Here is an 18,039-nt window from a genome sequence, read left to right on the forward strand (position 1 = left end):
TGCCCCGCTGTCGACAAGTCGGCCGTGCTGTCGCGAGTTCGCCGAGTGTCGGCAATAGGGCAGTGTCGGGGAATAGACGACCGGAGGCGCCCACTCGGGGCACCTCCGGTCAACTATGTCCTGGTTAGGTTAGTTCGCCATCAAGTCGGCGCCACGCCAGCTGAACTCAGGGTCAACCGCGTACCGAACCGTGATCTTCACCAGATCCTCGGCGTACTTGTTCGCGTGATGCCCACAGAACACCAGCTCGCTCCCACCCGCGAGGGTGATCCGGAGCTTGCCGGCGGCGTTACAGCGGTCGCACCGTTCATCGGCGGCTGGGGGAGCCACCGTCTCGGGCGGCGGCGTGAGGGTCGGGGTCATCGCCTTCCTCCTGCGGTCGTCACCGATGAACACTCTCGTCGTTCATTGCTCACCTATCGTGCAACACCCTTGTGGGGTGTGGCCTTCCCAGTGTGCCCCCGGGGGACCGATGTCACACGTGGTAGAGACAGTGTGCCGTCCCACCAGGGTGCCACGTCAACGATCATAAGTGGGGAACCACCAATCACCGCGCGCCCGATGTACGTGTGGTGATCAGATGGACACGACTGGTTGACTTTTGGGGTCAGTCAAGATAATCGCGCAGTACCTGCGAACGGGACGGATGGCGCAGCTTCGACATCGTCTTGGACTCGATCTGCCGGATCCGCTCGCGGGTCACGCCGTACACCTGGCCGATCTCGTCCAGGGTGCGCGGCTGTCCGTCGGTCAGCCCGAAGCGCAGCCGCACCACGCCGGCCTCCCGCTCGGAGAGCGTCTGGAGCACCTGCTGGAGCTGGTCCTGCAACAGCGAGAAGGAGACCGCGTCGACCGCGACGACCGCCTCGGAATCCTCGATGAAGTCGCCGAGCTGACTGTCCCCCTCGTCGCCGATGGTCTGGTCGAGCGAGATCGGCTCCCGGGCGTACTGCTGGATCTCCAGTACCTTCTCGGGTGTGATGTCCATCTCCTTCGCCAGTTCCTCCGGGGTGGGCTCGCGGCCCAGGTCCTGGAGCAGCTCGCGCTGGATCCGGCCAAGCTTGTTGATCACCTCGACCATGTGCACCGGGATGCGGATGGTGCGGGCCTGGTCGGCCATGGCCCGGGTGATGGCCTGTCGGATCCACCAGGTGGCGTAGGTGGAGAACTTGTAGCCCTTTGTGTAGTCGAACTTCTCGACGGCCCGGATCAGGCCGAGGTTGCCCTCCTGGATCAGGTCCAGGAACGCCATGCCCCGCCCGGTGTACCGCTTGGCCAGCGAGACCACCAGCCGCAGGTTCGCCTCCAGCAGGTGGTTCTTGGCCCGCTCGCCGTCGCGGGAGATCCACATCAGGTCGCGCTGCATCTCCCGGACGAGCTTCTCCTCGCCCTCCTCGGCGGCGCGCAGCCGTTCGGCGGCGTAGAGCCCGGCCTCGATCCGCTTGGCGAGCTCGACCTCCTGCTCGGCGTTGAGCAGCGGGACCTTGCCGATCTGCTTGAGGTAGGCCCGGACCGAGTCCGCCGAGGCGGTCAGCTCGGCATCCCGGCGCGCCTGCTTGAGCGCCTCGGACTCCTCGTCGTCCCACTCGAAGTCGTTGTCGGTCGCGGCGTCGGCGGCGTCCGCCTCGGCGGCCTTGGCCAGCTCGGCCGGCTCCTCGACCACCACGTCCTCGATCTCGGCGGCGAGCACCTCCGGATCGATGTCGTCGCCGGGACCCTCCGACTCGCCGCCCTTGGTCGGGGCGCCGGCCTTGGTGGCCTTGGCCGGGCCGGTGCCGGCGGCCTTCGCCCCCGCCCGGCCGGCCTTCGCCGGAGCCTTGGCGGCCGGCTCAGCGGCCTTCGCGGCCGGCTTGGCGGCACCGGCCGGCGACGCGCCGTCGGCCGCCAGCGTCGGCTTGCGGGCCGCCGGCTTGCGGGCCGCGCCCGCCTCGTCGGCGGCGGGCGCCTGCTTCGGGGCCGGCGGCGCCGACTTCTTGGTCGCCTTGGCGGTGGTCGCCCGGGACGCGGGGGTGGCGGACCGGGCGGCGGCGACCCGGCGACGGGTACTCGCCGAGCCGTCGACCACGACGGTGACCCCCGCGTCCGAGAGCGCACGCAGGATCTTCTTGGCCTGGGCCGGAGTCACCTCAGCAGACTCGACCGTACGCGCCAACTCCGCCGACGTGAGCTGGCCGCCAGCGTTCTGCGCGTGGGCGATCAGGGTGTCGGTGAGCGAGCGTACGTCGGCGCCGATGTGGCGGGGTTCTGTCACGAATGACCTTCCGGAGGCGATGAGCGAGCACGGCCGGGATCGGCCGGCGCAGCGCTATGCGTTGTGTCGGGCCGATGTGGTTGAGGGACCCCCGTGTCCCGGGCCGGCCGGGCTCGGCGGTCCGTGGCGCGTGGGTAGGCGTGAATTGTAGCGCCGTCTGCGGCGATCATCCCGCGCCGCACGCCGGAGACGTGGTCCGGGGCCACCGACTCGATACGCGTGTTGACTTTGTAAGGATGATACTCGCGCCGGAGGCTGGACGTCACAGGCGTGCGGGAAGGGGACGCCATGCACGGCACGACACCGGCTCCGGAGGAGCTGCTCAAGATCGCGGTCGAGGTGGCCCGGGAGGCGGCGGGGACCGCGTACCGGATGCGCGCCGAGGGAGTCGCCGCGGTGGCGACCAAGAGCACGGTGACCGACGTGGTCACCGCAGCGGACCGGGCGGTGGAACGGCAGGCGGTCGCCACCCTGCGGGCGGCCCGCCCCGACGACGCCGTACTCGGCGAGGAGTACGGCGACGCCGACGGTGCCGGTTCGGCCGGTGACAGCCGGGTGCGCTGGATCCTCGACCCGATCGACGGCACCGTGAACTACCTCTACGGGCTCCCGCACTACGCCGTCTCGCTGGCCGTGGAGGTCGACGGCGAGGTGGTCGCCGGAGTGGTCCGGAACGCGGCCACCGGGGACGAGTGGACGGCGATCCGGGGCCGGGGCGCCTACCGGGCCGGCCGGCGGCTGAGCGGCTCTGTGGAGACCGATCTCGGGCAGGCGCTGGTGGCGACCGGGTTCGGCTACGATCCCGCGCGTCGGGCACACCAGGCCGGCGTGCTGCACCGGCTCATCCCGTACGTCCGGGACATCCGCCGGTTCGGGGTCGCCTCGATCGACCTGTGCCTGGCCGCCGAGGGCCTGGTCGACGGCTACTACGAGAAGGGCCTGAACCTCTGGGACCACGCGGCCGGTGGGCTGGTCGCCACCGAGGCCGGGCTCCGGGTCGACGGGCTGGCCGGTGCCGTCCCGGGGCCGGACCTGCTGATCGCCGCCCCGCCCGCGCTCTTCGGCCCGCTGCACGACCACCTGGCCCGGCTGGACGCGGCCGGCGGCCCCTGACGGCTGCGGCCCCTGACGGCTGCGGTCCCTGACGGCTGCGGCCCCTGACGGCCGGAGCCGTCGGTTCGGCTCGGGCCGCCGGCTCGGGCCGCCGGCTCGGGCCGGCGGCCGGAGACAGTGCCCGGTCAGCTCAGGTTGGGGTCGGCGCAGGTCCGCGGCGGCAGCTGGGTGCTCTCGCTGTCCCGCTGGGTCAGCGCCTGGTTGACCTCGGTGATGGTCGCGAGCTGCTTGAACTCGCCGCCGATGACCACGTCGACCACGTCGTCCTCGCGTTCGAGCTGGAACTCCGGCTCCGCCTCGTTCAGGAAGTACGCCTTGAGCACGTGGTAGGAGCCGACACCCTTCGGCCCGTACCGCAGCACCGCGACCTCGTCGTCGATGCCCTTCTTGTTGGGCTCGTCGCCGGCCTTGAGAACCTGGAACTGCCGGTTCTGGAAGTCGGTCTTCACCGTGTTGGCCAGGCCGATGGTCTCGGTCGCGTTGTAAACGTTGATCTTGATGTCCTTCGGCAGCCGCAACCGGGTGTCGGCGAGCTTGTCGCCTTCCTGGCAGTCACTGGCGACCTCTCGGCCGGCCTGGGTGTCGCGGACGAGCGTGACGGCGACGAACACGATGGCGATCACCGCGAGCACGCCGACGACGAGGAGGGCTCGGACGCGCGCGAAACTCATCTGCTTGGCTCCTGCGAAGGTGGTGTGTGGAACGCGCGACCGCACGGGTCGCCGTGGCTATCGAGTATGCCGGTGAGACCAGCCGTTGTCCGACCGGGTGCTGAATCCGCCAGATCTGTCGGCGCGGCGACGACGATCGGCCGACCACTACCCCTATCTTCGTGTCGCCTGAGTCACATTGGGAACAACTCCGCGCGCTCGGACGTACATGCATGCCGCAGGGACGGTATACATGCCTCGCCCGAAGGGGGGTAAGGTACCCCGCTCGCCGGGGCAGTTCCGCCCGGCGGCCGCGACCCGGAACGTGCGCCGGGTCGGGCGACCGGAAGTAAGGCCGGCCAGCGGGAACCGAAACAGCGTCCTCCGGCGTTACAACCGGAAGCGACTATATCGATATGGGAGAGTGAGACCGATGGCCACCGACTACGACGCCCCGCGTCGCGACGAGGTCGACCTCGGCGAGGACAGCCTGGAAGAGCTCAAGGCTCGGCGGGTCGACTCACAGTCGGCCGCCGTGGACGTCGACGAGGCCGAGGTCGCCGAGAGCTTCGAGTTGCCCGGCGCCGACCTGGCCGACGAGGAGCTCACCGTGAAGGTGCTGCCGATGCAGTCGGACGAGTTCCGCTGCGCGCGCTGCTTCCTGGTGCACCACCGCAGCCAGCTCGCGGTGGAGCGCAACGGTGACCTGATCTGCCGCGAGTGCGCCTGACCGCCGAGGCCGGAGCGGTCTTCCCGGGCAGGGGAGCCCGTCCGGCGGGTGCGGGGTGAGTCTTCCGGGACCGGGGGAAGCGGCGGCCTCCACCGCTGGAGGTCGCCGCGCGTGATTCGACATGCGGGGTTGGTGGGTAACTGCTTGACTCGATGCGCGGGATGGCAAGCCAAACCGACGACACGCGCTGGAGGTCATGATGAGCCGCTCCGACCGGGCATCCGACGCGTCCTCGCCGGGACGGCAGGCTGACGCCGTCACACAGGGACGGCAGGCCGACGCGTCCTCGCCGAGGGCGACCGACGCTCCGCCGGTACCGACTGACCGGGTCGGGCCGGCAGTTGCGCCGGTACCGGCCGACCGGGTCGGGCCGGGCGACGACACGACCTCGGCCACGCCCGCTGCCCGGCGGCCGGCGGATGCCGCGCGCCCGGGTCGGGACCTCGTCTCCGCTGACGGTGGACGGGAGCCGGCTTCCGGGGACGACGACGAGCTGAGTTCGACAGTCGCCGCGCTCACCGCCGACGAACTCAACAGGTCCCGTCGGCGACGACTGCTCGGCCGGTTGGTCAGCCAGGTCCGGACCAGTCGACCCGGCAACCTGTTCAAGCCGAAGGCGGCGGTCCGCTGGCTCACCGACACGGTGACCGAGATCGCGCCGCACATCCCGATACGCGACCGGGAGACCCTGCACCGGCACTTCGACGGCCTCGACCCAGACGCGCTGGCCGAGCGGCTGATCCGCAACGCCGTACGCTCCACCGCCGGGGTGGGCGCGGCGGGCGGCGGGGTCGCGGCGGTGGAGTGGGTGGCCACCCCGACCCTGCTCTCGGCACCGGTGCTGCTGGCTGCCGAAACCGTCGCAGTGGTCGCCATCGAGCTCAAGCTGATCGGCGAACTGCACGAGGTGTACGGCGTCCGGCTGCCGGGCGCCACCAGCCAGCGCGCGGTCACGCTGATCCGCTCCTGGGCGGCCCAGCGCGGGGTCAATCCGTTGCTGCCCGGGGTCGGCGTCGGCGCGGTGCTCGGCACCGCCGCCCGCAAGGAGCTGCGGGACCGGCTGCTGCGGCGGTTCGGCCGTAACCTGACCACCCTCGGGCCGTTCCTGACCGGTGCGGCGGTGGCGGGTTTCCTCAACGGCCGGGCCACCCGGGCGCTCGGCGAACGGGTCCGGGAGGATCTCAGCCAGGGACCGAGGGCGCTCGACAGGTGACCAGGCGCTCCGCGGGCCGCGTTCCCGCCCCGGTCCGCTGTCCGGCCGGGGCGCGGATGATCAATCCGGATCGCGGGTGACAGTCCCTGTCGACGGGTGGATCAGTCCGGGTGGCGGGCGGCGAGGATCGCCTCGGCCAGGCGTACCGGGTGACGGGAGCTGACCACCCAGTAGGGCGTCGGGTCGGCCGGATCGTCGAGGACCACCTGCACCGCACCGGAGACCCACGGACGCTGCACCACGAACGCCAGCGGGTCGGCACCGACCCCGAGCACCTCGCGCCGGCCCTCGGCGTCCAGCGGGATCGCGTCGGCGACGAACCGCACCGGCAGCCGGGCGTCGTCGACCAGGAGTTCGCCGTCGCGTACGGCGATCCGGATCCGGCCGAGCCAGCCGAGCCCGACGGCGGCCAGCGGCAACAGGATCACGAAGGGCAGCCAGGCGCGCATGCCGGTCGAGCCGAGCCAGATCTCGGCGGCCAGCAGTCCGGCGACGGCGAACCCGGCCAGCCAGAGCCACCAGGGCAGGGTCAGCCGCTCGGCGTACCCGGCACGGGCCGGGACGACGGTGGGCTCGGAACTTGTCGGGGCCACGCTGGAAGGGTACGACCCGATGCGGCCGGTCGACCCGGCAGGATGGGGGCAGCACCCGGTGGATCCGCGAACCTGCCAGGAGAGTGAGAGCGTGACGCACGTGCTGCCCGTACCCGTCCAGCGACTCGATCCGGACCTGCCGCTGCCGGCGTACGCCCATCCCGGCGACGCCGGAGCCGACCTGGTCGCCGCCGAGGAGGTCGAGATCCCGCCCGGCCAGTGGCGGCTGGTCCGCACCGGTGTCGCGCTGGCGCTGCCGGTCGGGTACGTCGGGCTGGTCCATCCGCGATCGGGCCTGGCGGCCAGGCTCGGTGTGACGGTGCTCAACGCGCCCGGTACGGTCGACGCCGGCTACCGGGGCGAGATCCTGGTCAACCTGATCAACCATGACCGGGTCACCCCGGCGAAGATCTCCCGGGGCGACCGGATCGCACAGCTCGTGGTGCAGCGGGTGGAGCGGGCGGAGTTCCTGCCCGTCGACGAGTTGCCCGACTCCACGCGCGGTGCGGGCGGGCACGGCTCCACCGGCGGGCATGCCGGACTGGTCGACGTCGACCGCCGCGACGATCGGGTCGAGGGGGCGGGCAGCCGGTGACTCGGCTGGAAACGGCGAGTCGGCCCGACACGGCGAGTCGGCCGGAAACGGTCAGTCGGCCGGAAAGAGGTGCCCGGGTCGGTCGTCGCCGTACCCCGTGGCCGACAATGCGAGTGGGATCCGCCCATCCGGCACCCGGAAACGGAAGGTAGCAGGTACGCAAGATGATCTTCTCCCGAGGACGCGGCGGGCGCCACTCCCGCGACGAGCGCTCCGGTCGGCAGTCGGCCGACACCCAGGACCTCGCCGCGGCGGCCGATCCCGAGGGGCCCAGGCGCGGGCCGTACGACATCGGCGACGCGCCGCCCGACGTGCAGCGGCTCGACCTGGGCAGCCTGCGCATCCCGGCCGTCCAGGACGTGGAGGTACGCGTACAGGCCAACCCCGACGGGGTGATCCAGCAGGTCGTCCTGGTGCACGGGGAGAGCGCCCTCCAGCTTGGGGTCTTCGCGGCACCGCGTACCGACGGGATCTGGTCGGAGTGGCGGGAGGAGATCCGCACCTCGCTGGCGGCCGACGGGGTGGTGGCCGACGAGGTGGACGGCGAGTACGGCATCGAGTTGCGGGCCCGGGTCCGTACCCCGGACGGCGGCATCGCCGACCTGCGCTTCGTCGGCGTCGACGGGCCGCGCTGGATGATCCAGGGCGTCTTCCAGGGACGCGCCGCCAGCGACCCGGCCGCCGCCGGTCCGCTCGCCGAGTGCTTGAACGGGCTGGTGGTCGACCGGGGTCAGGAGGCGAAGCCGGTCCGCGAGCCGCTGCCGCTGCGGTTGCCGCGCGACGCCGCCGCCCCAGCCGAGCAGGAGCCGGACGGTCACCAGCCCGGCGGTCCGGTCAACGGCGTCGTCTCGGGCCAGCAGCACCCGCCGCGCTCCGAACCCCGGCCCCGCCGCCGCGACGGCTCCTGACCGCGGCCAGGTCCGCGACGGCTCCTCCCGGCCCGGGTGACCGGGGTCGGGGTCGGCAACCCACCAGCGGGCGGCCGGTGCAGGGGTGCCGAATCGGCGTACGCTTGCGGGACGGCTGCACGCCAGTCGTGGTCGAGCACGCGCCGGGTCGGCGCGTCGAGGAGGGTGACACCGGGTCATGGCGACCGACCAGGGCCGAATCTCGTGGCGGGGCTTCCTGCAACGGCTGACCGCGAGCGAGGCCGAGATCGAGGCGGAGGAACTGCTTCGGGAGAGCGCCGAGTGCGGCAGTACCCCTGCCGGGCAGTGCATCCGGGGGCAGGTGGTGTCGGTCTCGGGCCGGCTCCGTACCGTGGTCTACACCCCCCGGACGAACCTGCCGACCCTGGAGGCGGACCTCTACGACGGCAGCGACATCGTGACCCTGGTCTGGCTGGGGCGCCGGCACATCGCCGGGATCGAGCCGGGCCGGCAATTGACCGCGCGCGGTCGCATGGCGGTACGGGATGACCGTAAAGTCATCTACAACCCGTACTACGAGCTGGAGTCGGCACGGTGAGCACGGACACCGGCACCGCCGGCCGCGACCGGAAGACATGCAGATGACCGCTGGACAGCCCCGCACCGACAGCACGGGCAGCGACCCGACGGCCCGCCGGACCGAGGACGACGAGCAGCTCCCCAGCCTGACCGAGCAGATGGCGGAGCAGCTCGGCGGCTGGCGGGGGATGGTCGAGTCAAGCGTCCCGGTGATCGTCTTCGTCGCCGTCAACATCATCACCGAGCTGCGCCCCGCGGTGATCGCCTCGGTGTCGGTCGCGGTGCTGATCGCGATCGTCCGGCTCTCCCAGCGGCGACCGGTCCGGCACGCCGTAAACGGCCTGGTCGGGATCGGCATCGGCGCCATGATCGCCTGGCGTACCGGCGACGAGCGGGACTTCTACCTGCCCGGCATCCTCTACGGCATCGTCTACGGGTTGGTGCTGCTCGGCTCGGCGGTGGTCCGCCAGCCGCTGGTCGGCTGGATCTGGTCCATCATCGCTGCCGGTGGCCGCTCGGAGTGGCGGCAGGATCCACGGCTGGTCCGCACCTTCACCCGGCTCACCGTGCTCTGGGGCGTCGTGTGGCTGGCCAAGGTGGGTGTGCAGGCCGGGCTCTATCTGGCCGACATGGACACCGCGCTCGGCATCGCCCGGCTGCTGCTCGGCTATCCGCCGTACGCGCTGCTGTTGGTGATCACCATCTGGACGGTCCGCCGGGTGAACCGGGTGCCGACCGTACCGGCACCGCTCGGCAGCTGACCACAGCACCGGCAGCACCGGCAGGCAGGATTCCGACCGGTCGGCCCGGCCCGGCTCAGCTACCGCTACCGCTACCGCTGCTGCTGCGGGTCCGCTCGACGCTGTCCGGACCGAGGATCACCTTGCGGACCTCGTCCTCGACCTCGGCGGTGCAGACGAAGATCAGCTCGTCGCCGGCCTCCAACGGGTCGTCTGGGGTCGGCACCAGCACCCGCTTGCCGCGCAGGATGGCGGTGAGCGCCGAGTCCCGGGGCAGCGGCACGGAGTGGATCGGGTGACCGACGTACGGTGCGGTCGGCGGCAGGGTGATCTCGACCAGGTTCGCCTCGCCCTGCCGGAACGTCATCAGCCGGACCAGGTCGCCGACGGTGACCGCCTCCTCGACCAGGGCCGCCATCACCCGTGGCTTGCTGACCGCCACGTCGACGCCCCACTGGTCGGTGAAGAGCCACTCGTTCTCGGCCCGGTTGATCCGGGCGACCACCCGGGGGACGGCGAACTCCGTCTTTGCCAGCAACGAGACCACCAGGTTGACCTTGTCGTCGCCGGTGGCCGCCACCACCACGTCGCAGCTGGCCAGGTCGGCCTCCTCAAGGCTGGCCAGCTCGCAGGCGTCGGCGAGGACCCACTCGGCGGCCGGTACCCGTTCCGGGCGGAGCATCTTCGGCTTCCGCTCGATCAGCATCACCTGGTGCCCGTTCTCGATCAGCTCCTGGGCGATCGAGCGGCCCACGTTGCCGGCGCCGGCGATGGCGATCCGCATGTCAGCGCCCTCCTTCCGGCGGTGAGCCCGCCACCGTGGTCACCTGGTCGGCGATGTCGTCGGTGACCAGCATGGAGACCTGGTCGCCCTCCTGGAGCACGCTGGAGGCGGTCGGCAGGGCGGCGATGCCGAACCGGGTCAGGTAGCCGACCCGGGCACCGGTGGCCTCCTCCAGCCCGCGTATCGGCCGGCCGATCCAGTCGTCGTGCACCGGTACCTCGATGATCGAGACGGTGCTTGTCGGGTCGCGGAAGATCTCCACGTGTCCCTCCGGCACCAGGTGCCGGACGATCCTGTCGGCGGTCCACCGGACCGTGGCCACGGTCGGGATGCCGAGCCGCTCGTAGACCTGGGCCCGCTTCGAGTCGTAGATCCGGGCCACCACCCGGGAGACGCCGTACGTCTCGCGGGCCAGCCGGGCCGAGATGATGTTGGAGTTGTCGCCGCTGGAGACGGCGGCAAAGCCGTCGGCCCGCTCGATGCCGGCCTGGCGGAGCACCTCCGCGTCGAAACCGGCGCCGGTGACGGTGATCCCGCCGAAGTCCGGGCCGAGCCGACGGAACGCGTCCGCGTCCTGGTCGATGACGGCCACCGAGTGGCCGCGCGACTCCAGATTGTGTGCGAGGGTCGAACCGACCCGGCCACAGCCCATGATCACGACGTGCAAGGCAAGTCCTCCCGGAGCACCGCGGGACCGACCCGTCCGGTGGGGTGATGTCACCATGAGCGTAGCCATCCGGCCCCCGGCCCGTGGTGCCCGACCTCCCCGCTGCCCGGTCACCTCACCTGCGGGACGCCAGTTAGCCGGATCACCGCGAGGACCGGCCGCACCGGCCGACCGGGCGAATCCGGCAGCCGTACCCTTAGCGGTTGTGGCCAGACCCACCTCGCTAGTCAAGCGCCTGCTGCTGGGCCGACCCTTCCGGTCCGACAAGTTGCAGCACACCCTGCTGCCGAAGCGCATCGCGCTGCCCGTCTTCGCCTCCGACGCGCTCTCCAGCGTGGCGTACGCACCGGACGAGATCCTGTTGACGCTCTCGATCGCCGGCGCCTCGGCGTACCTCTTCTCGCCGTGGGTCGCCCTGGCGGTCGTGGTGGTGATGCTCACCGTGGTGGCGAGCTATCGACAGACCGTGCACGCCTACCCCTCCGGCGGTGGGGACTACGAGGTGGCCACCGTCAACCTCGGACCGAAGTTCGGCGTCGGGGTGGCCAGCGCGCTGCTTGTCGACTATGTGCTCACCGTCGCCGTGTCGGTCTCCTCCGGGGTGGCCAACCTCGGTTCGGTACTGCCGTTCGTCTCCGAGCACCGGGTCGGGGTGGCGGTGACCGCTGTGGTCGTACTGAGCGCGATCAACATGCGCGGGCTGCGCGAGTCGGGTACCGCCTTCGCGATCCCGACCTACGGCTTCATGATCGTGATCATCGGGATGATCCTCACCGGACTGGTCCGGATCTTCGTCCTCGGCCACGACCTGCGGGCGCCCAGCGCCGATCTGGTGGTCAGCGCCGAACACGCCAACCTGACCGCCTTCGCGATGGCCTTCCTGCTGCTGCGGGCCTTCTCCTCGGGCTGTGCCGCGCTGACCGGGGTGGAGGCGATCTCCAACGGCGTACCGGCGTTCAAGCCGCCGAAGAGCAAGAACGCCGCCACCACGCTGCTGATGCTCGGCTCTGTGGCGATCGTCATGATCATGGGCATCATCTGGCTCTCCCGGCTGACCGGCCTCCAGTTCATGGAGAACCCGGCCCGGCAGCTCGAACACGGCCCGCTCGACTACGTGCAGAAGACCGTGACCGTCCAGCTCGGCGAGGCCATCTTCGGCAACGGGGTACTGCTCTTCGTGGTGGCCGGCGCGACCGCGCTGATCCTCTTCCTGGCCGCCAACACCGCCTTCAACGGCTTCCCGGTGCTCGGCTCGATCCTGGCCCAGGACCGCTACCTGCCCCGGCAGTTGCACACCCGGGGCGACCGGCTGGCCTTCTCCAACGGCATCGTCTTCCTCGCGCTGACCGCGATCCTGCTGATCGTCGCCTTCCAGGCCGAGGTGACCCGGCTGATCCAGCTCTACATCGTCGGCGTCTTCGTCTCGTTCACGCTCTCCCAGGCAGGGATGATCCGGCACTGGAACCGGAGGCTGCGTACCGAGCGGGACCCGGTGGTACGGCGCAGGATGGTCCGCTCCCGGGCCATCAACACCTTCGGGATGGGGCTGACCGGGGCGGTACTGGTGGTCGTCCTGCTCACCAAGTTCCTGCTCGGCGCCTGGATCGCCATCGCCGCGATGGCGGTCATCTACGCCATGATGCTGGCCATCCGCCGGCACTACGACCGGGTCGCCACCGAGCTGACCCCGCCGGAGGGACGCCCGGTGCTGCCGGCCCGCAACCACGCGATCGTGCTGGTCAGCAAGGTGCACCAGCCGACCCTGCGGGCGATCGCCTATGCCCAGGCGACCCGGCCGGACACCCTTACCGCGCTGACCGTCAACGTCGACGAGGCGGACACCCGTGCGGTGCAGGCGGAGTGGGAACGGCACGGGGTGACCGTGCCGCTGACCGTGATCGACTCGCCGTACCGGGAGATCACCCGGCCGATCCTCAACTTCGTCGCGTCGGCCCGCCGGGAGTCACCCCGCGACGTGGTCACGGTCTTCATTCCCGAGTACGTCGTCGGGCACTGGTGGGAGAACCTGCTGCACAACCAGAGCGCGTTGCGGATCAAGGGCCGGCTGCTCTTCGAGCCCGGGGTGATGGTGACAAGCGTCCCGTGGCAGCTCGCCTCGACCGCCCGGAAGAACCTGGACCGGTTCGACGCCACACTCAGCCGTGGACCGGCCCGCGGGCCGCGCGGCGGCGCCCCGGTCGGCGGCCTGCTCGGGCCACCCCCACCGTCGAACACCGCCGCCACGGCACCGCCGCCGTCGCCGCTGGCCGGTACCGACCTCGACGAGCCACCGCCCGCCCCCGGGCGGGACGCGGCGGGTCCCCGATGAGCGCCGGTCAGCGGTCCCGGGTCGCCTCGACGGGTCCGGGCGAGGCCGAGCGGGTCGAGCTGACCGTCGGGCCGGTGGCGCACGGCGGGCACTGCGTGGCCCGACTGGACGGACAGGTGGTCTTCGTCCGGCACGCGCTGCCGGGCGAACGGGTGGTCGCCCAGATCACCGAGGTACGCCGGGACTTCCTGCGCGCGGACGCGGTGACCGTACTCGACGCCTCGCCGGACCGGGTCGTCCCGCCGTGCCCGTGGGCGGGGCCGGACCGGTGCGGCGGCTGCGATCTCCAACACGTCGCACCCGCCGCGCAGCGACGCTGGAAGGCGGAGGTGGTACGCGAGCAGCTGCTCCGGCTGGCCGGCCTGACCCCGGAGGAGGTCGCCGAGCTGGATGTCCGGGTCGACGAGTTGCCCGGCGGCCCGCTCGGCTGGCGTTCCCGGGTCCGGTACGCCGTCGATGCCGCCGGCCGGGCCGGACTGCTCAAGCACCGCTCGCACGAGGTCGTCCCGATCGACAGGTGCCGGATCGCCCGCCCGGCGATCCAGGAACTTCCGGTGCTGACGCCCAGTGGTCGACTCTGGCCCGACGCCGACCTGGTGGAGGTGGTCGCCTCCTCCGGTGGCGACGTGACGGTGCACGAGCGGCGCTCGTCGGGGACGCTCGTCGGTGGCGATCTCGGCGAGCCGGCGGTCCCGCCCTCCGGCGGCCCGACGGATGCCGCCGTGCGGAACGGGGCGGGGGAGCGGGTCCGGGAGGTGGCGGCCGGCCGGACGTGGCTGCTACCGCCGGAGGCGTTCTGGCAGGTACATCCGGCGGCGGCGGAGACGCTGGCGACGGCCGTACTCGACCTGCTGGCGCCGATGGACGGCGAGTCGGCCTGGGATCTCTACGGCGGCGCCGGGCTCTTCGCGGCGGCGTTGGCCGACCGGGTCGGTCCGGCCGGCCGGATCACAGTGGTCGAGTCGGCCGAGCCGGCGGTCCAGGCCGCCCGGGAGAACCTCGCCGACCTGCCGCAGATCGAGGTGGTCCGGGCCTCGGTCGGACCGGCGCTGCGGCGGCGCCGGATCGTCGGGCCGGTCGACCTGGTGGTGCTGGACCCGCCGCGTGCCGGTGCCGGTGCCGAGGTCGTCCGGGCGGTCGCCACGGCCACCAGCCGGGCGATCGCCTATGTGGCCTGCGACCCGGCCGCCTTCGCCCGGGACGCCCGGACGTTCCGGGAGGCGGGCTGGCGGCTCGCCGCGCTGCGCGGCTACGACCTCTTCCCGATGACCCAGCACGTGGAGCTGGTCGCGCTGCTGCTGCCCGACGAGAGCTGAGTCGGGTCGGCGGCGGAGGTCGAGCCCGTCCGGGTGTCGACCTCCGCCGCCGGTTCACACGGTGACCTCCGGCGCCGGCTCAGCGGCCGGTACGGCGCCGCTTCAGGGTCCGCTCGTAGTCCTGGAAGCGCGCCTTGGCGATCACCGACCGGGTCTGCGAACGCAACACGATGCCCTCGGCCCGGCCCGGCGTACCGTCCAGGGCCACCGTCGTGGCCGGTAGCTGCTCGGTGAGGAACCGATGGGTCTTCTCCAGGTCGGTCGGCAACTCGGCGGCGTCGACCGTGTCGAGCCGGGGCACCGTCGGCAGCCCGGCGGCTGCGGCCCTGGCCAGCAGCTCCGGCTCGGCGAGGAACGGCTGACCGCCCGACTCCCGCCAGGACGAGATCCGCTCGACCGGCCATTCCAGCAACTCCGGGTAGTCCTCCAGCACCACCACGTCGAAGAGCCGGGCGCCTACCGTGCGGGACTCGGTGTAGTGCTTCGACGCACGGTCTCGTCCAGCAGTCCGCCGTTGCGTGGGTCCAGCGCGTGGTAGGTCGGGATCGACGGGTACTTGGTCAACGAGTTGATCGTGATCAAATTCGCGGTACGAACGTTGAAGTCGGACACGTCGCCTCCTCACCAGCCGTGCGGCCGTCCACCCGCCGCGGTGCCGGCAACTCTGCCGGGGTCACCGACGGGCGGGCAAGGAGTTTCCGACGAACCGACCGGCACGGCGATGGTCGATCCCGGGCAGCCGCTCGGCGAGCAGCGCGGCGGTCGCCGGGAGAGCGGGTGAGAGGCGACGCGGGGTCAGGGAGTGACGTGCAGGGCGGACCGGGGCGGGGTGGGGACCGCCTCCGTATCCCGGCGGGCGGCCCGGGCGGCGGCCCGGTCCCGGAGCCGGATCCAGGCGACGATCAGCAGAATCAGCGGGAGCAGCGGCAGGGCGACCAGCAACACGATGCCGACCGCGAGAACCTGACCGGCGGCGTACCGGCCGGATGTCGGGGTGGTTCGGGCGCGACCGGCAGACCGGTCGGGGCGGGAGCCAGCAGGCGACATGTCGAGACCTTAGGGGAGGGCGGGATTACTGGCCATGCTACGGCCCTTGGCGGCATCTGCCCGATTTTTCGTTCGTTCGGCGGAACCCCGACCCGCCACTCGCGGTGTGGAATCGTCGACTGTCCGCGACCGCGGCACCGTCCGGTCAACGGGACTCTGCTGATCGCCGACCGCCCGCAACCGGCCGGCGCGGCTGTTAGCCGGCCGGCGCGGCTGTTAGCCGGCCAGCGCGGCCTCGATCGGTTACCCTGGCCCGCCGGGTCGAGCACCTACCCCGCGACCGGACGCCCGGAGCGCGATCGGTGGCCCTGCTTCGGCGGCCCGGCTGCGAGTCGGCCCGGCCCCGATAGACTCTGCGGCTATGAGCCTGTGTAGGGAGCGAATCAGCCAGCCCAGTGCCGTGCGGCCCGATACCGCTGCCGAGCGCGGCGAGGTGACGGCATGACCGTGCAGGAGCCGGAGGCGTCGGCCGGACGACTGTTGAACACGGTCCGTGGGCCGCAGGACGTCAAGCGGATGTCCGCCGAACAACTGGCGTTGCTCGCCGCCGAGATCCGGGACTTCCTGGTCGCGAAGGTCTCCCGGACCGGCGGGCACCTCGGCCCGAACCTCGGGGTGGTCGAGCTGACCCTGGCCATGCACCGGGTCTTCGACTCGCCCCGGGACCGCTTCCTCTTCGACACCGGGCACCAGGCGTACGTGCACAAGATGCTCACCGGGCGCCAGGAGGGCTTCGACCAGCTCCGCCAGCGCGGCGGCCTCTCCGGCTATCCCAGCCAGGCGGAGAGCGAGCACGACCTGATCGAGAACTCGCACGCCTCGACCGCGCTCTCCTATGCGGACGGGCTGGCCAAGGCGTACGCGCTGCGCGGCGAGTCGCGCAACGTGGTGGCGGTGGTCGGCGACGGGGCGCTGACCGGGGGCATGTGCTGGGAGGCGCTCAACAACATCGCCGCCGCCCGGAACCCGCTGGTCATCGTGGTCAACGACAACGGCCGGTCGTACGCGCCGACGATCGGCGGCCTGGCCGACCACCTGGCCACGCTGCGGCTGAACCCCGGCTACGAGAAGGTGCTGGACGCCGTCAAGGAGGCGCTCGGCTCCACCCCGCTGGTCGGCAGGCCGATGTACGAGGTGCTGCACGCGGTCAAGAAGGGCATCAAGGACGCGGTCGCGCCGCAGGCGATGTTCGAGGACCTCGGCATCAAGTACTTCGGTCCGGTCGACGGGCACGACGTGGCGGCGATGGAGTCGGCGCTGCGCCGGGCCAAGGGCTTCGGCGGGCCGGTGATAGTGCACGCGGTGACCCGCAAGGGCCTCGGCTACCGCCCGGCCGAGGAGGACGACGCCGACTGTCTGCACGGCCCGAGCAGCGCTTTCGACGTGGAGACCGGCAAGCTGCTGGCCGCCCCCACGGTGAAGTGGACGCACGTCTTCGCCGACGAGCTGGTGGCGATCGCCGACGAGCGGCCGGACGTGGTCGGGATCACCGCCGCGATGGCCGAGCCGACCGGCATCGCGCCGCTGGCCCGCAAGTACCCGGAGCGGGTCTACGACGTCGGCATCGCCGAGCAGCACGCGGCCACCTCGGCCGCCGGTCTCGCCATGGGCGGCCTGCACCCGGTGGTCGCCGTCTACGCGACCTTCCTCAACCGCGCCTTCGACCAGGTGCTGCTCGACGTCGCGATGCACAGGCTGCCGGTGACGTTCGTGCTGGACCGGGCCGGGATCACCGGTCCGGACGGGCCGAGCCACTACGGCATCTGGGACATGTCGGTCTTCGGAGTGGTGCCCGGGCTGCGCATCGCCGCTCCCCGGGACGCCGCCACCCTGCGGGCGGAACTGCGCGAGGCGGTCGCGGTCGAGGACGGGCCGACGATCCTGCGCTTCCCGACCGGTTCCGTCGTCGCCGACCTGCCGGCGATACGCCGGGTCACCGCCGCCGACTCGGTCACCGGCGGTGTGGACGTACTCGCCGAGTCCGCCCGTACCGACGTGCTGCTGGTCGCGGTCGGCGCCTTCGGGCAGCTCGGCGTCGAGGTGGCCACCCGGGTCGCCGAGCAGGGGTACGGCGTGACGGTGGTCGACCCGCGCTGGGTCCGGCCGATCCCGCCGGAGCTGCTCACACTGGCCGGCAGCCACCGGCTGGTGGTAACCGTCGAGGACGGCGTACGCGCGGGTGGGGTCGGTGACGCGCTGGCCAAGGCGATGCGCGACGCCGACCTGCGGGTGCCGGTACGCGACCTCGGCGTACCGTCGGTCTGGCAGCCCCACGGCACCCGGGCGCAGATCCTCGCCGACCTGGGACTGACCGCGCAGGACGTGGCCCGGGACGTCACCGGCTGGGTCTCCCAGCTGGACGACGAACCGATCGCCCCCGTGCGGATGACCGCCCCCAACGGCGACCGCGCCGCGAAGGGCCGCAACGGCCGGGGCGTCGCCTGATCCCGCTACTTCCCTGACGTGGTGGCCTCGTCGTCAGGCGAGGCCACCACATCACGCCGGAACAGCCGCGCTGTCAGTGGAACAGCCGCCCTAATCACTGGGATGCCGCTGGAGCGAC

Annotated in this window: 19 protein-coding genes; 10 read left to right on the plus strand and 9 right to left on the minus strand. The window is 71.8% G+C overall.

The genetic code is table 11. The features are described from left to right. Positions 1-129 precede the first annotated feature (129 nt). Both CLT71_RS32785 and CLT71_RS32790 read right to left on the minus strand, forming a co-directional pair. On the minus strand, positions 130-363 hold the full coding sequence (locus tag CLT71_RS32785; protein ID WP_101371992.1) for a DUF7455 domain-containing protein: 234 nt from the start codon (positions 361-363) through the stop codon (positions 130-132). 244 nt (positions 364-607) lie between these two features. After that, complete coding sequence (locus CLT71_RS32790) at positions 608-2,251, minus strand: RNA polymerase sigma factor (protein ID WP_101370507.1); 1,644 nt, start codon at positions 2,249-2,251, stop codon at positions 608-610. Between the two features lie 288 nt (positions 2,252-2,539). Between CLT71_RS32790 and CLT71_RS32795 the strand changes: the two genes are divergently transcribed. Next, a complete protein-coding gene (locus CLT71_RS32795; RefSeq protein ID WP_101370508.1) occupies positions 2,540-3,364 on the plus strand; it encodes an inositol monophosphatase family protein in 825 nt (274 codons plus the stop codon). Between the two features lie 125 nt (positions 3,365-3,489). On the opposite strand, the gene CLT71_RS32800 is transcribed toward CLT71_RS32795, so the two are convergent. After that, positions 3,490-4,035 (minus strand): LytR C-terminal domain-containing protein, encoded by a 546-nt coding sequence (locus CLT71_RS32800; protein ID WP_101370509.1) that lies wholly within the window; start codon positions 4,033-4,035, stop codon positions 3,490-3,492. 412 nt (positions 4,036-4,447) lie between these two features. Here CLT71_RS32800 and CLT71_RS32805 point away from each other — a divergent pair, with 412 nt between their 5' ends. Together CLT71_RS32805 and CLT71_RS32810 are read left to right on the plus strand one after the other, a co-directional pair. Next, on the plus strand, positions 4,448-4,744 hold the full coding sequence (locus tag CLT71_RS32805) for a DUF4193 domain-containing protein (protein ID WP_101370510.1): 297 nt from the start codon (positions 4,448-4,450) through the stop codon (positions 4,742-4,744). A 493-nt stretch (positions 4,745-5,237) separates the two neighbouring features. Next, entirely contained in the window at positions 5,238-5,957 is a 720-nt protein-coding gene (locus tag CLT71_RS32810) for a DUF697 domain-containing protein (protein ID WP_101371993.1), read from the plus strand. A 101-nt stretch (positions 5,958-6,058) separates the two neighbouring features. On the opposite strand, the gene CLT71_RS32815 is transcribed toward CLT71_RS32810, so the two are convergent. Then, positions 6,059-6,550: a DUF3093 domain-containing protein gene (locus tag CLT71_RS32815; RefSeq protein WP_101370511.1), complete on the minus strand. Its 492-nt coding sequence runs from the start codon at positions 6,548-6,550 to the stop codon at positions 6,059-6,061. 19 nt (positions 6,551-6,569) lie between these two features. Here CLT71_RS32815 and dut point away from each other — a divergent pair, with 19 nt between their 5' ends. The 4 genes from dut to CLT71_RS32835 all read left to right on the plus strand — a co-directional run bounded on the left by dut (position 6,570) and on the right by CLT71_RS32835 (position 9,354). Further along, complete coding sequence (dut, locus tag CLT71_RS32820) at positions 6,570-7,145, plus strand: dUTP diphosphatase (RefSeq protein WP_101370512.1); 576 nt, start codon at positions 6,570-6,572, stop codon at positions 7,143-7,145. A 164-nt stretch (positions 7,146-7,309) separates the two neighbouring features. After that, positions 7,310-8,053, plus strand: a complete 744-nt coding sequence (locus CLT71_RS32825; protein ID WP_101370513.1) for a DUF3710 domain-containing protein — start codon at positions 7,310-7,312, stop codon at positions 8,051-8,053. A 178-nt stretch (positions 8,054-8,231) separates the two neighbouring features. After that, positions 8,232-8,612, plus strand: coding sequence for an OB-fold nucleic acid binding domain-containing protein (locus CLT71_RS32830; protein ID WP_101370514.1), 381 nt, complete (start codon positions 8,232-8,234; stop codon positions 8,610-8,612). Positions 8,613-8,655: 43 nt separating this feature from the next. After that, positions 8,656-9,354 (plus strand): DUF3159 domain-containing protein, encoded by a 699-nt coding sequence (locus tag CLT71_RS32835; RefSeq protein ID WP_101371994.1) that lies wholly within the window; start codon positions 8,656-8,658, stop codon positions 9,352-9,354. 55 nt (positions 9,355-9,409) lie between these two features. Here CLT71_RS32835 and CLT71_RS32840 read toward each other — a convergent pair whose 3' ends face one another. After that, positions 9,410-10,117, minus strand: a complete 708-nt coding sequence (locus tag CLT71_RS32840; protein ID WP_101370515.1) for a potassium channel family protein — start codon at positions 10,115-10,117, stop codon at positions 9,410-9,412. Between the two features lies 1 nt (position 10,118). Continuing rightward, positions 10,119-10,784, minus strand: a complete 666-nt coding sequence (locus CLT71_RS32845; protein WP_101370516.1) for a potassium channel family protein — start codon at positions 10,782-10,784, stop codon at positions 10,119-10,121. A 205-nt stretch (positions 10,785-10,989) separates the two neighbouring features. On the opposite strand from CLT71_RS32845, the gene CLT71_RS32850 reads away from it, so the two are divergent. Together CLT71_RS32850 and CLT71_RS32855 are read left to right on the plus strand one after the other, a co-directional pair. Further along, on the plus strand, positions 10,990-13,113 hold the full coding sequence (locus CLT71_RS32850; protein WP_101370517.1) for an amino acid permease: 2,124 nt from the start codon (positions 10,990-10,992) through the stop codon (positions 13,111-13,113). Continuing rightward, positions 13,110-14,429 (plus strand): TRAM domain-containing protein, encoded by a 1,320-nt coding sequence (locus tag CLT71_RS32855; RefSeq protein WP_101370518.1) that lies wholly within the window; start codon positions 13,110-13,112, stop codon positions 14,427-14,429. The genes CLT71_RS32850 and CLT71_RS32855 overlap by 4 nt, the downstream gene beginning before the upstream one ends. Before the next feature lie 79 nt (positions 14,430-14,508). Here the strand turns inward: CLT71_RS32855 and CLT71_RS32860 are convergent, their stop codons facing one another. The 3 genes from CLT71_RS32860 to CLT71_RS36725 all read right to left on the minus strand — a co-directional run bounded on the left by CLT71_RS32860 (position 14,509) and on the right by CLT71_RS36725 (position 15,476). Continuing rightward, positions 14,509-14,868, minus strand: coding sequence for a hypothetical protein (locus tag CLT71_RS32860; RefSeq protein WP_199187797.1), 360 nt, complete (start codon positions 14,866-14,868; stop codon positions 14,509-14,511). Between the two features lie 17 nt (positions 14,869-14,885). Further along, entirely contained in the window at positions 14,886-15,041 is a 156-nt protein-coding gene (locus CLT71_RS37625) for a hypothetical protein (RefSeq protein WP_199187798.1), read from the minus strand. A gap of 183 nt (positions 15,042-15,224) precedes the next feature. Then, positions 15,225-15,476, minus strand: a complete 252-nt coding sequence (locus tag CLT71_RS36725) for a hypothetical protein (RefSeq protein ID WP_143743699.1) — start codon at positions 15,474-15,476, stop codon at positions 15,225-15,227. Between the two features lie 441 nt (positions 15,477-15,917). Here CLT71_RS36725 and dxs point away from each other — a divergent pair, with 441 nt between their 5' ends. Further along, on the plus strand, positions 15,918-17,921 hold the full coding sequence (dxs, locus tag CLT71_RS32865) for a 1-deoxy-D-xylulose-5-phosphate synthase (protein WP_101370519.1): 2,004 nt from the start codon (positions 15,918-15,920) through the stop codon (positions 17,919-17,921). Positions 17,922-18,039: the final 118 nt, after the last annotated feature.

The sequence above is a fragment of the Plantactinospora sp. CNZ320 genome (assembly GCF_002846275.1).